Here is a 13,923-nt window from a genome sequence, read left to right on the forward strand (position 1 = left end):
GGTATTTAGCCCACACCCAAGCTGGGTAACAGGGCGTTATTGTTAGCTAATTGTAAGCAAGACTATCACAACCAGCGTATTTCAAAAACTAAAAAAGCCAGCAGAGGCTGGCTTTTCAGAGATAAAGACGATTAGCGTGGTAAGCTTGGGAACTTCACTTCTGCCATGTCTTGCATTACGCGAACCACTTGGCAGCTGTAACCGAATTCATTATCGTACCAAACATATAATACAACACGGTCACCATCTACGATGGTCGCTTGCGAATCAACCACGCCAGCGTAACGGCTACCAACTAAGTCAGTCGATACGATTTCCGTTGAGGCGGTGTAATCAATTTGGTCACGCAGCTCAGAGTATAACGAAGACTCACGTAGGTACTCGTTTAGCTCTTCTGCTGTGGTTTCTTTAGCTAGGTTCAGGTTAAGGATCGCCATAGACACATTCGGTGTAGGCACTCGAATTGCATTACCGGTTAGCTTTCCTGCCAGCTCTGGAAGCGCTTTGGCAACGGCTTTGGCAGCACCAGTTGAGGTAATAACCATGTTCAACGCAGCACTACGACCACGACGCTCCGCTTTGTGGTAGTTATCGATTAGGTTTTGGTCGTTCGTGTAAGAATGTACTGTTTCTACGTGACCATTGTTAATACCAAACTTATCATTTAATGCCTTAAGCACTGGGGTAATGGCATTAGTTGTACAGCTGGCCGCTGACACAATCTTATCTTCAGATTGGATATCGCTGTTGTTAACACCGTAAACGATGTTTTTAATGTCACCTTTTGCCGGCGCAGTAAGTAGTACTTTTGAAGCGCCAATAGATTGTAGGTGTTTACCAAGGCCATCTTCGTCTTTCCAAACACCAGTGTTATCTACGACTAGGGCGTTTTCGATGCCATACTTAGTGTAATCCACTTCTTCAGGGGAATTTGCGTAGATAACCTGAATGTAATTACCATTGGCTTTGATAGCGCCTTTTTCATGGTCTACGGTAATAGAACCATTAAATGGGCCATGGATAGAGTCGCGTCGTAATAAACTGGCGCGCTTTTCAAGGTCACCATCACGACCGCCACGAACAACAATGGCACGAAGGCGTAAATCAGCGTGAGAGCCGCCACGTTCAATCAGTAGACGCGCTAATAAACGACCAATACGGCCAAAGCCATACAATACCACGTCACGCGGTTCTGGACGGGCACCTTGATTTAATAATTCGGCTAATTCTGCACTTAAGAACTCTTCGATTGAGCGTCCTTCACCTGCATTTTTATAAATGTAGGCATAAGCCAGCTTACCAAGGTCAACACGGCCTGGTGCCAACTGCATTTTGCTGATCACTTCTAAGAATGGAAAGCTTTCACGCAGACGAAGTTTACGCTCTTCAAAACGTGCAACCGTTTTGTGTGCTTTGATAACATCAATGGTACTGGTGTTAACCAGAGGACGACCATATACAGAGATTTCCACGCCTTGGTTACGGTACAAACGACCGATGAGAGGTTGCATGCTTTCTGCATAATCTTGGCGCTCTTGCCAACTGTTTTGATATTCTTGCTCGTGAGATAAGGTCATTTTTTCTGCCTAATAAACAATTTTCTTTGAACGGATAGCCCAATCGGGCATGGCTATTCTAATTTAAACTGCAGTGATTCTCCACTGTTACCGGACAAATCATTGCGCTACACTAATAAAGTATTAGCTCTACCCTACTCAACTGGGCTTTGCAGCCTATAATTATAAAAATCATCGAGGTCATACTATGGCGTTTAAAAAGTCGCTGATCCTTGCAGCGCTACTGCTGGCAGGTTGCGACGACACCTTAACCCTAAATCAGGTGTGTACAGAAACACCTGGGTTTTGTGAGGACTTAAACAAAGATAGCCACTGTAAGGATGAACGCGCTGAACTCATTTATGCGCGCTATCACGAATATAAGTCCCCCACTGAGGACAATAAATACACTCTGCTAAAGCATTTAGAAGACTACAACCAATGTGTCTCGCTGGCGGCCAAAATTGAGCACATCAAGCTCAAAGAAAAAACCACATCCCGTGTAGAAGGCCACCTTACCGCACTAAAGGAAATGACACGGGTCTATCAAGAAACCAAGAACAGTAACCATCCGGGATTACTGTATTATCATTGGTCGCGCAATAACGATAAGGCGGCAATGAATAAGCTGCTGAATATGCAAGACGATCCCAGGGTGCAAAACGATCCTGAGATCCAGCTGTTTTTGGCCGAGTTTTATGCCAAGGTCGATGACGACAAAACCATCGACATCCTGTATCGCGTACTAGAGCTCAACAAAGCAGGCGAAAACCCAGACCCAGAGGTGTACGCTTCACTGGTGAGTATCTTTTTTAAGCATGAAAAATATAAACACGCTTATACCTTTGCCCGTGTGGCACAGCTCTCGGGTTTTAAAGAGGTGGATATTATTCCCGTCACTCAAGAGCTGCTGGCTTTGAACAAAGAGCTCGAGCCATTAGATGCTTTGGCGCAACAGACTTATGACGCGATCCAAGCCGGTGAGTTTGTTTCTCCAAGAGAGTTTTAACTAAATTAACTATTGGGCTGCAACGCTCTAGCAGCCCTCTTCTTTAAACCCCGCCAACTTTATCGCTGGTCGCGTTACACTTGAATGGCCAGAAACAATCAGCCATAGTGATTATATGATGAACGATTAATACCGTGTAATGGCTAATTTTTTCCTGATAACCCTCCTTCTTATCTACACTCCGTTTGCTCTGAGTGCCGAGTTTATTATTGGCATTAATGAACGCGAAGTATTTCGCTACAAAGACGAAAGCGGGCGCTGGGTTGGCAAAGACATTGAGTTAATTAATGCGGTTTTTCGTCGTACCCCACACAGCTATAAATTGCTGGCCATGCCATGGGCACGAGTACTTAAATCACTAGAGCTTGGTCAAATAGATATGACGGTGGCTGCGGCGGCCTTACCAGAACGAAAGCAGTATGCCTGGTTCTCCACGGAGCCATTTCGCTACAGTTATTATACCTTATTCATTCGCAAAGACCGTGAAGAAGTATTCAAACATGTGCAGAGCCTCGCTGACATCAAACATAGCCCTGCTTTGATCGGCGCTCTGCGCTCGGCCGTTTACACCGACAGCTACTACACATTGTTGCAAGACCAAGGCTTTGCTAAACACCTAGTTTTCATTGATGATGACCAAAGCCTACCTGCTTTAACCATGAAAGGTCGTGTTGACGGCTACATTGAGTCGGAAACCGAAGGCATGCACTATTTACACGCTAACCCCGAGTACCGTGACAAAATTGAGCCATTGCTTCGTGTCACCAGCCAAGCCGAAAGCAGCAGCTTTATCATGTTTAGTAAGCAGTCTTTTCCCAGTACAGAATTGGCGACATTTTCAGCCGCCTTAAAAGCCGTTCATGACAGCGGCGAATATCAGCATATAGCAGAAAGGTATCAACCACTTAACAACTGATCTGCCGAGTTATTAGTCTGATCTAAAGTTTGCTTAGCAGACCCATCTAACCCTTTTAGTAACAGCGCTAAGTTGCCAGTTTCCTGTGGCGTTAGGCTAAGGCCACATTAACAAACACCGCCGTCATCAATACAGGACACACAAAGCGAACATACTGAGCAAACCAATAATGGGCGCCGCGAGATTCCAAATGTAGTTGATTACCGCGTTTCCAAATCCAGCCAATGGTCAAAAAGTAGAATAGCCCCATTAACGGCAGCTGATAACGCGTAAATAAGTTAATCACCAATTCAAACAACCAGTCGAAATTAACAATGATGGTGCTAGAGGCAATGAACACCACTAGCGTGACCAGCCAGGTTGCTTGCTTACGCTTCATGCCGTGATTTTCAACTAAGAAAGACACTGGGATTTCAGTACATGAAATGGTCGAGGTGACCGAGGCTATCGACATCAGCACAAAAAACGTCAGGCTAACAAATAAGCCAATGTAGCCCATGTTGGTAAATAGCTCTGGCAAAATAGCAAAGATTAACCGGCCTTCACCAATCAGCTTGCCATCTTGAAATACTTGCACGCCATTTTGTTGCGCTACAAAAATGGCTGGAATGATCAGCAAGCCCGCTAAAAAGGCCACCGAGGTATCTAACATAGCAACGCTAAAGGTCAGCTTCGGTAGGTTTTCGTTAGGCTTCAAATAGGAGCCGTAAATCATCATACAGCCCACCCCAAGTGACAACGAGAAAAACGCTTGCCCCATGGCCGCGATGATTAAATCGGGATCGCTGACTTTGCTAAAGTCAGGAATTAAATAGGTTCGAAAGCCCTCTGCGGCGCCATCTAGGGTGGCCATGTAGCCAATTAAGCCCAACAGCAGTAGCAGTAACACCGGCATTAAACGTCGTGACCACGTTTCAATACCCGATTTTACCCCTTGCAAAATAATACTTGCGGTCAGTATTAACATCAACGGGGTAAAAATAAAATTACGCAATGTGGAGTCGCCACTTAAAAAGGCACTGGCGCGCTCAAAGCCTAGTAGTTGCGCTAACGGATCTAGCGAGTGCGACAACATCCAGCCAGCCACGATGGAATAGAAACTCAGCATCACTACAGCACCTGCCAAACCAATGTAACCGGCACTGGCACCCACTTTGGGGGCGCGTTCACGCCATGCTGTTTTTAAGGCTTTCACCGGGTTTGCTTGAGCCTGATGTCCGAGATAAAGTTCGGTGTATAACGCTGGGAGCGCCAACAAAAAGATCACCGCAAAATACACCAACAAAAACGCCCCACCACCGTGGTTGGCGGCCTGTGTCGGAAAGCCCCAAATATTACCCAGTCCAACAGCCGCACCTGCAGCTGCCAATACAAAGCCAAGCCGGCTTTGAAATCCATCGCGCGTTTGAGCCATGTTCGTCTTCAATCATTATTTTTGTAGAGGCCAGATTATACGTACTTGTGGTAAAAATGCGAGTACGGCAGCGCGGTGCAAAATACCAATCCGCATTAATACTTGCTCAATTTGAGGGAGCAAACTCGACGCTAACTGCGTTAAAAATTTCTCATTTAGAGCAACTAAATAGCAAAATTTTGTCTTGTTATCGACGGAATTTTCTTGCCTCAAGTAGACCACTTAATTAAGCGAATTGGTATAAAGGCCCGGCAACAACGAATTGAGTACGTCTTTATTGCTGCACCTTGGTCTTTTTTAAGCCACCTCTAACAAACGCGCATGAATAGACTGCACCACTTGATCCGATTCTTGCTGCTCCACTAAGAAACAGAGATTATGTTTACTGGCACCATGGCAAATTAAGCGGATATTGAAATCCGATAACACATCCATCAAATTCAGTTCGCATTGTTTTAATTGGATTTCAGAGCCAATCATCGCCACTAAAGTCAGGTTATTTTCAACACTGACGTGACAGAATTGGCTCAACTCATCGAGGCAGGCTTGCTCGAGCTCTGGACGCGATGCATTGGGAGCGTTGTCTAGCGTTAACGCTACACTGATCTCGGAGGTAGTGACTAAATCAACGGAAATGTTGTAGTTACTTAAAATGGTAAATATCCGCGCCAAAAAGCCGCTTGCCAACAGCATTTCGGGGCTTTTTAAGGTTAGCAAGATCTGATTCTTTCGCTGCGTTACTGCGCGAATACCAGCTTGAGCCGTTTTTTCTTTTTCAATCCAAGTGCCACCAGACAGAGGGTCGCGGCTCGAACCCACAAATACTGCAATGCCTTTACGGCTGGCAGGCAATATAGTGGCGGGGTGAAGTACTTTAGCACCAAAGGTCGCCATTTCTGCCGCTTCATCAAAGCTCAAACGTGCAATGGGTTTGGCGTTAACACATAACCTTGGATCGGTACTGAAGATCCCCACCACATCCGTCCAGATATGCACACTGGATGCATCAATTGCTTCTGCCAACAAGGCTGCACTGTAATCTGAACCACCTCGGCCTAAGGTGGTAGTTTGGCCATAAGGATCACTGCCAATAAATCCCTGAGTCACTTGCACCTGCTGTGGTAGTCGCGTCACAAGGTGAGCTTGCGCAGCACTGCGAGTGGCTGCGATGTCTGGCTCTGCTTTACCAAATTGAGTATCGGTTTTCAGTACTTGACGAACATCAAACCGCCCTGCGTCTACTTGGTTGTCTCGTAACACTTGGGTGAACAAATAAGATGAAAAACGCTCACCAAAACTCAGCATTTCATCGCATTGCTGCTTGCTAAGTGCTGGTAAACTGGCTAGCGCTTCAAACTCAGTAAAGGTTTGCTGGTACCCTGTGGCCAAATCGACATCTAAATTGAGTTCATCGATAATCGCTTGCTGAATGGCCGCCACGGCTGCCACCGTTGCCTCACGCTCAACTTGGTTTTGCTTTTGTTGCGTTAAGCTTACTAAATGGTTGGTGACACCGGCACAAGCGCTCACCACCACCACTCTAACATTTGGGTTGTCACGAACAATGTGGGCACACCGTGACATGGCCTCAAAGTCAGCAACACTGGTTCCACCAAACTTAGCAACAACGTACTGCGAATTCATTTTATCTCCTCTCGACCACAACTTAGGTCTAAATTCATAAGGAGAACTTGGCATGGGATTTCTTAAACGTGGGTAGTTGAAATGTCCTTTGCCAGAAGCTCTCCACCACTATGGTGACAGTTCCGAGGATTCAGCCCCGTAAACCGAAAAAGCCCTATGACGAACAGTGCTTCTCCTCGGCGATAGCTTCCCTCATTGATGCTCAACGGTCTCGTCACCTCACATCAACTACCTAAGTATCGCGCCTCTTCTGTTTATTTTGCCTTTTACTTTATGAATAAAAGCAAAACAGCCCACATTTGATGTGGGCTGTAAGGAAATTATCTTTTAGCCGTCTAGGTGTCAAGCTTTTTGTGTAAAACTCACCTACAACATTTGTCCGGCGAAATAGGCTCCAGCATAGCCAACCGTATAAGCGAACAATAAGTAGACACCCATTCTTAAGTAACTGGTAAAGGTTAAGGCTTTCACCTTACTCATGGCAATGATCCCAGCAGCCGAGCCAATAATTAACATGGAGCCACCAACCCCGGTGGCATAGGTAAAGGTTAACCATTGGCCTGGTGTCATGGCGATATCGGCTTTGAGTAAGGCCGCAGTTAAGGGCACATTATCGACTGCTGCACTCATTAAGCCCACCAGATAGTTGGCATATTCCGGTGCCAAATATTGATAAAGCTCGGTAAAGCGCGCCAGCACCCCAACCTCTTTTAATGCCCCAACTAATAACAGGACACCCACAAAAAACAATAGGGTGTCGTATTCAATTTCGCGAATGTAATCAATAATTTTTTTGTTGACGTCCTTTTTGCGCATTAGAAACTGCGCCGTCAAAAACATTAACGACAAACCAAACAAGAAGGTGAGCATGGGTGGTACTTGATATTGCACGCTCAAAAACAGCGTCGCAAATATGGTGGAGATAAAGATCAGCGCAATGGTAATGTCTGTTTTTTCAATCCGTCGCGTGGCAACTTTTTCGAAGGTGATCTGTTCGCGCATACCAATCGACAGCATAAACGCTAACGTCAACACACTGAGCATCGCTGGCAGTATAAGTAGCAGCAAATCAGGAATGCTGACCTTATTGGCTAAGAAAATCATTAAGGTTGTCACATCTCCTGTGATCAAGGACACCCCCCCAGAATTCACACTAAACACGATAAGTGTGGCGTACTTAATCAACTTTTTTGGATCTAACTTCAACGACATCACCACCGCCAAAGAAATCAGTGTTGCGGTAATATTGTCCGATATCGATGAAAAAACGAACGCAAAGGCCCCCACTAAAAACATTAACTTGCGTTCGCTGATGTGGGTTGGCATGATCCGGTGGACAATATTTTGGATAAAGCCTTTGGAATTTAAGTACGCCACAAAGGTCATTGCAGCCATTAAGAACAACCACAAAGTGGCAATCTCTAGAATATTATGGTCCAGCTCATTTTGTATCATTTCAGGAGTTTGACCATGCATAGGAGAGATAAAGACAATAATCCAACATAAAGTACCAAAAAATAAGGTCGTTTTAGCCTTGTTTACATGAATAATGTCTTCGATGACGATAAGTATAAAAGCGATAGCGATCAGGGTTAGAATAATGGACGTGACCATAATGCGTAAACAGCCTGTAATATTTTGTAACAGAGGTAGGGTTCGTTTTCGCGGCGTATTCTAGCACTGTCCCAATATGCTTGCTATCTAATATAAACATTTTGTGACAATTTGATGACGATGTAGTGTTGCTGCACTACAGCCCAATGGAAAGCTATGATCCCAGCAAAAAAACTATTAAATACTATTCACGATCATTGGAGTGTACTTGAACTGCTTTTTAAGCGGTTTAAGCTGGCCGATTTCAGCTTAAAAGATGTACAAAACATCATAAAATTAAAAAACCCAAGCTGGCAAAGTGAACGGATCTATAAAGAGACCAACCGGCTACTGCAACAAGAGATTATTATTCCTCTGGCGAAATCTTCACAACTTGAAATTAACCGGGCCGTTGCCGACTTTGCCAGTTTTTTGTTACAAGAAGAGAGTCTCGGTCTCGCTGAGGAAATTACGGTACTGGTAAAAGACCTAGAACGGTTGGGCAACCGCATTGTGCAAGCTGGCGATGAAGCCGATTATACTGAGCTTAAGCGCTTTAGCCGCATTATGGATGAGCGAGTGCGAAAAATTGTTAAGCTCTTCGAACACAATGAAAGCGCCATCATGAACCTTGTTGAGCAGGCGAAATCGGATACCTCAAGCCTGTCTTTGGGAATGCGTTATAAGTCGGTGCTTGAAGCATTTGATGAGTACATTGAACCCATGTTGGAAATGGTGGACATCCATGGTCCTTTTCAATGTTGCTTTGACCAGATTGAGTACCAGATCAGTGAGCAAATCGAGCACATTGAACAATTGGGCCGTGGTGCCGCTGATAAACGCATGCTGGAACAGCTGAGAACCCGAATTTTAGACATGCACCTTATCGGCCGTGAAAGCCTCAGTCGCAGTGCCGATCTGCTGATGCCTCTGCGCGAAGAGCTAAGGCGTAATACCCTGATCACTCGCCAAGCTTCAAAAGTACTCGGTCAGATCCGCAAAAAAGGCGTCGACCGTTTATTAACCCCAGTGCAACCAGAATTTGTCTCAGACACCCAACGTTTTAATTTAGGTCAAAGGCGCCATATGGTGGCTTATATGGCGAGCTTAGTGGCGTTTGAACACGAAGAGTATCAACTGCCAGACCAAGATGATGTCCCGGCCTATCAAAGTCCTAATATTCCTGATTATCAGGCAGTTAAAGCTCGCTTCCAAGCCTCTGGCAAAAAGCGCCAGGCATTATTGCCGTTTTTATCTGACAGTTACCCAGATTTAGATGCCGATGAAATGTTGTTTTTATATCAAAAGCTCATTAATGAAAACGAGTTATCGTTAACTCAAGCAGAAGACAAACAACAAGTGAGTATCGCCTCACACACTTTCTCGCTGTATCCATTTAGCGCCAAAGCAAAACAAGATTAACAATATGACGACCATTAATTTAGATAGACTCAATGAGCTGCAAGCCATTAATAAAAAACTGGTGAGCGGGTATCACATTAGTGAACAAGACACCACCTTGTGGCAGGAGCTGGACCAAGAAATCGACAGTTACCAAGCGTTATTCACGGCGCTTGGTCATGACCTACAGCATGACGCCAGAGGCTTTTACTACCTTGCCAGTGACGAAAGCACCCCTAACATGGGTAAAATTTCACGAGCCATTGCGTTAACCATTTATATTTTGATTGAGCACTACGCAAACCAAGGTAAAGACCCGCTACGAGTGTTGTTTGACGAAGTATGTGATTTGGAGTTAATGCAAACCATAGTGCAACTTAACAAGCACTTATTTGATCAATTAGAAATTTTCTCCGGTTCAGATCTGCGTAAAGACGTGTTTTTGCGCATGGTGCGCTTAGGGCTTGCCCGTGAAGTTGAGCAAGGGTTTATGTTGTTAGCGCCAATCTATCGCTACATTGACGCGTTAATGGAAGTAAATGAAGAACAATACGATATTGAGGATGAGCTATGAGCGATAAGTTGTACGGCTTAAGTAAACTGGCATTGTTAAATACAGCGGGCTACGCCAAGTGTGTCATCCCTTTAGATAAAAGTGCCTCCATTTGCGCCCCCAATAATACCGGTAAAAGTTCGGTGATCAACGCCCTGCAATTTCCGCTGATCAATGACTTAAGGTTAACCGAGTGGGATGGTCACGACCTTGAAGAAACGCGTAAGTTTTATTTTTCTTCGGATCAGTCTTATATCTTGTTGGAAGCCAACCTGCCCCACGGAGACGTGGTGATTGGTGTCGCGGGGCTCGGTAAAATAGCCGGCTACGCACACCAATTTTTTTGCTATCAAGGCAAACTTGATTTGGCTGACTTTACCCAAGGCAAAAGCATTATTAAATACACCAAGCTGTTTAATCACCTTGAGCAAAAGCAGCGTAAACCTGTGGAGCTAAAAGCGCAGGAGCTTAATGCCTTGCTCACTGGCGGGGCTACGCCATTTGATGGTGATATTAACCTGAAGATGATCCCACTTAACAACGTGCAAGATGCTCCGGTTTATAAAGAAATTTTCCGTCGTATTTTGAATTTACATAAGCTTGGTGCGCAAGATGTTAAACGCTTTATGCTAAAAGTATTTGAGCGCCACATGTCTAATTCTAAGGTCGACTTTTATGAAGTGTGGCGTCGCGCCTTTGATAAGGTCAACCGTGCCCGCCGCGAGCTGACCACCTTAGAATCGATGCAAGAGCCTATTTCTACCTTAGAAACCATGTTGGAAAGCGAAGCCGTATTAAAAGGTAAGCTTGCTGCGTATGCGCCGAAAATCGATTTAGCCTTAGTGGAATACGATAACTACCAAACTGAGCAACTCTCTGAGCTGGAGACGCAACTGGAGGACATTGAGTCTGAAAAGCAAGAGTTTGAGGCCAAACAACAGCTGTATGTGCAACAATCTCGCGACATTGAGCGCAAGCAAACGCAGATTGAACAATGGTTTAGTGATTTTAACGCTCTAAAAAGTGAGTTTGAGCTGACCAATCAAGCGACACTGAAAGCTAACCTCACTTTGTTGAAGAAAGAGTATGAGCAGCTTTCCTTTTCCATTAACAGTGCTCAAGGTCAAAGCTTACACACGCTCGATTTTCGTATTAATGAAACGCAAAAGCAGATTAAAAGCTTAAAACTGCAGTTGAAAAACCTGGAGTTCAACCTCTTTACCCGCATGCGCGAAGATTTATCGTTAAAAGAAGTTGAAGAGATCTCTCGCATACTGAACCCAGATCTTCTTTCTTTTTCTACCACAGCTCAAGGTGAGGTCACCATCACCGATGATGAGGCGTTTGCAGAGTTTTTAACTGCGTTATCGAAGTCGGTTCAAGGGGGTGAGCTAATCCTGCCGGGCGCCACCATAAAACTGAAAAAGCTCAGTATGGTGCAAATGCAAAGCGGTGAAAATAAAGTACAACTGCAAGCGCAATTAGAGTCGTTGCAGCAGTCTTTGAGCGACTTAAAACAACAGCGTGAAGTGGCGGCTAACGTAGCCGAGAAACAGCAAGAGCGTGATGCGCTGTACGATGAATTGATGGCAACCGAAGCCGCGATGAAACGCTTTGAACAGTTTCGAACCATGCAGCAATCGGCAGAAGCGCAAACCGCGCTACAACAGCAGCTACAGATTGAACGTGAACAAGTTGATGAATACTTGCATGATATTCAACGCAATGCCGGTTCGATTTCTGACCGCCGTTCGATTATCAAAAGTAAACAAGATCTACTCACGCGCCAAGCTGATCGCCTGAAGCAAGTTAAATCAGAGCGTATTGATCACACCTTAGACTTATACACTGGCAAGCAGGCCGCGTATGAAATTGAGATTAAACTCGATTTTGACAACCTATCTGAGGTCATTCACCAGTTCAATAAAGACTGTAATGAACTAAGAAACTTAGACGTGAATGTCCGTAATACCTACTTGCATATTTACAATGCCGGGATCACCAAGTTTGATAATGAGCCGGACGAAACTACTAAATACCAGAAGCTGATCGGCGCGTATCATAATATAGATAATGAGCGCGAAGCTGTGGATAAACAAGCTCGAGTGGCCTTAACGGAAGTTGCTGCGACCATTAAAGGGCTAAGACAAGATCTCGACCGCTTGCGCCGTGAGATGAACAGCTTTAATAAAGGCATTAGTCAGCACCGAATTTCTAACCTACAAGCATTTAAAATTAATGTCATTCCGCGCAAAATGTTGGTTGATAGCATCGACACCATCATTAGTACTTCAGACCTGTATGAGCAAGGTGAAAGTTTCGATTTACTAAGCGAGCAACCGTCATCAGAAAAAGAAGTCAACGCTGCCAAAGATCATATCATTAAGCTGGCTGCCGATAAGGCCGGCCTGACATTGACCGATCTGTTTGACATTCGCTTTGAGGTGGTTAATCGCGCTGGTGAGACTGAACATTTTGATAAAATCGACTCCGCAGGCTCTAATGGCACGCGCATAACGATAAAACTGTTGTGTGGCATGTTGTTTATTCGCTACTTATTATCTGATCAAGAGCAGGCCATGTATCGTATTCCTATTTACATTGATGAAGCCGCGGATATTGACCCACAAAACCAAAAAGCAATTATTGAAACCGCGTTGAGCTTTGGCTTTGTGCCGATATTTGCTTCGGTAAAACCACAAATTAGCTGTGATTACCTGGTTCCCATCCGAAGTGTGGCTAAAGGTAGCCAAAACTGGGTGGATGAAAAAGATTGGATAGAAGTACAACACCCAGCGGAACATTAATGCTAAGTTAATGTCTTAGCTACATAATAAAGAGTAATGTTAGCCACTGAGGCGTAATGCTTGTATTAATACGTGTTTAGCAAACGTGGCGCACATTCCGCGAAGGAGAAATAAATTATGTTGAAACATCTTGCAGTTGCAATAGTGGTATTATTATTGGCCGCTTGTGCTAAAACCCCAGATTGGGACTATGACAAGTCGGTAGAATTTGCTAATTACAAAACCTACGCTTGGTCCCCCGATGCGGATTTAAAAAACAATGGCCGCGAATACCAAGTCAATGACTTAATGGAAAAACGTATTCGTAACGCCATCAAAAGCCAAATGTCGCAACAAGGCTTTACCCTAACCGACGCCGCTTCGGCTGATTTGCTGGTGAATTATCACGCTTCTGTGGACACTAAAATCGAATCTGATTCACTGCATACTAGCTATGGCGCACGTTGGAACTACTGGGGGATCGGCTGGCAAACCCAAACAACCACTCGTGAGTACGAAGTGGGTACCTTAGTGGTTGATATGGTCGATAAGGCTTCAAATCAACTGGTTTGGCGTGGCGCTAAAGAAGGCCGGTTACGTAAAAATCAAACGCCGGATGAAAGAACCGCATCAATCAACAACACCATTGCCGAGATGTTGGCCAACTTCCCGCCTAAGGCAAACTATTAATTTTTATAAAGGTGAGCTCAGCTCACCTTTATATTTTCGTTAGCCTTCACTGCCGTGGGGCATACTATTTTACTCACTGCCACTGGTGTTATGTTTATTTAAATGCGAAGCGCCCCAAAAGAACACCCCTGCACCCACCCCCATTAAACAAAAAAACGCGCCAAGACCAAGGGGCGATCCCCAAGAAAATAGATAAATTAACGCTTCCATAGCTGCTTCCTATTGTTATTGTTCCTTAATAGTAATACAGAACTGGACAGTACCGAACAACTATTTTCAGGTGTTTCCATCTTGCAACATCACTCCTTGATCTAAAATATTGCGAAAGACACCCACCTCAATAACAACTATTTTCAGGTGT

11 protein-coding genes and 1 riboswitch are annotated in these 13,923 nt (G+C 44.7%); of the genes, 6 read left to right on the forward strand and 5 right to left on the reverse strand.

What is annotated here, in order from left to right; genetic code table 11:
• Nucleotides 1–131 precede the first annotated feature (131 nt).
• Nucleotides 132–1,577, reverse strand: a complete 1,446-nt coding sequence (locus ACNKW2_RS02460; RefSeq protein ID WP_419147132.1) for a glyceraldehyde-3-phosphate dehydrogenase — start codon at nt 1,575–1,577, stop codon at nt 132–134.
• Between the two features lie 187 nt (nt 1,578–1,764).
• On the opposite strand from ACNKW2_RS02460, the gene ACNKW2_RS02465 reads away from it, so the two are divergent.
• Nucleotides 1,765–2,565 carry a DUF2989 domain-containing protein gene (locus tag ACNKW2_RS02465; protein WP_419147133.1) on the forward strand — a complete coding sequence of 267 codons (801 nt, stop codon included), beginning with the start codon at nt 1,765–1,767 and terminating at the stop codon, nt 2,563–2,565.
• A gap of 139 nt (nt 2,566–2,704) precedes the next feature.
• A complete protein-coding gene (locus tag ACNKW2_RS02470; RefSeq protein WP_419147134.1) occupies nt 2,705–3,481 on the forward strand; it encodes a substrate-binding periplasmic protein in 777 nt (258 codons plus the stop codon).
• A 91-nt stretch (nt 3,482–3,572) separates the two neighbouring features.
• Here the strand turns inward: ACNKW2_RS02470 and ACNKW2_RS02475 are convergent, their stop codons facing one another.
• The 3 genes from ACNKW2_RS02475 to nhaD all read right to left on the reverse strand — a co-directional run bounded on the left by ACNKW2_RS02475 (nt 3,573) and on the right by nhaD (nt 8,153).
• Nucleotides 3,573–4,895: a sodium-dependent transporter gene (locus tag ACNKW2_RS02475; protein ID WP_419147135.1), complete on the reverse strand. Its 1,323-nt coding sequence runs from the start codon at nt 4,893–4,895 to the stop codon at nt 3,573–3,575.
• 297 nt (nt 4,896–5,192) lie between these two features.
• Nucleotides 5,193–6,539 carry a lysine-sensitive aspartokinase 3 gene (gene lysC, locus ACNKW2_RS02480; RefSeq protein ID WP_419147136.1) on the reverse strand — a complete coding sequence of 449 codons (1,347 nt, stop codon included), beginning with the start codon at nt 6,537–6,539 and terminating at the stop codon, nt 5,193–5,195.
• 87 nt (nt 6,540–6,626) lie between these two features.
• A riboswitch (Lysine riboswitch) is annotated at nt 6,627–6,797 on the reverse strand.
• A gap of 108 nt (nt 6,798–6,905) precedes the next feature.
• Entirely contained in the window at nt 6,906–8,153 is a 1,248-nt protein-coding gene (gene nhaD, locus ACNKW2_RS02485) for a sodium:proton antiporter NhaD (protein WP_419147137.1), read from the reverse strand.
• 156 nt (nt 8,154–8,309) lie between these two features.
• On the opposite strand from nhaD, the gene ACNKW2_RS02490 reads away from it, so the two are divergent.
• From ACNKW2_RS02490 to ACNKW2_RS02505, 4 genes are all read left to right on the forward strand, one after another.
• Entirely contained in the window at nt 8,310–9,554 is a 1,245-nt protein-coding gene (locus ACNKW2_RS02490) for a hypothetical protein (protein WP_419147138.1), read from the forward strand.
• 4 nt (nt 9,555–9,558) lie between these two features.
• Nucleotides 9,559–10,107: a condensin complex protein MksE gene (locus ACNKW2_RS02495; RefSeq protein WP_419147139.1), complete on the forward strand. Its 549-nt coding sequence runs from the start codon at nt 9,559–9,561 to the stop codon at nt 10,105–10,107.
• Nucleotides 10,104–12,893 (forward strand): ATPase, encoded by a 2,790-nt coding sequence (locus ACNKW2_RS02500; protein WP_419147140.1) that lies wholly within the window; start codon nt 10,104–10,106, stop codon nt 12,891–12,893. Before ACNKW2_RS02495 ends, ACNKW2_RS02500 begins: the two co-directional genes overlap by 4 nt.
• A 117-nt stretch (nt 12,894–13,010) precedes the next feature.
• Complete coding sequence (locus ACNKW2_RS02505; RefSeq protein ID WP_419147141.1) at nt 13,011–13,562, forward strand: DUF4136 domain-containing protein; 552 nt, start codon at nt 13,011–13,013, stop codon at nt 13,560–13,562.
• A gap of 69 nt (nt 13,563–13,631) precedes the next feature.
• Here the strand turns inward: ACNKW2_RS02505 and ACNKW2_RS02510 are convergent, their stop codons facing one another.
• Nucleotides 13,632–13,772, reverse strand: coding sequence for a hypothetical protein (locus ACNKW2_RS02510; protein ID WP_419147142.1), 141 nt, complete (start codon nt 13,770–13,772; stop codon nt 13,632–13,634).
• Nucleotides 13,773–13,923: the final 151 nt, after the last annotated feature.

The organism is Pseudoalteromonas 'SMAR', from assembly GCF_048515945.1.
In the GTDB taxonomy this organism is placed as follows: domain Bacteria; phylum Pseudomonadota; class Gammaproteobacteria; order Enterobacterales; family Alteromonadaceae; genus Pseudoalteromonas.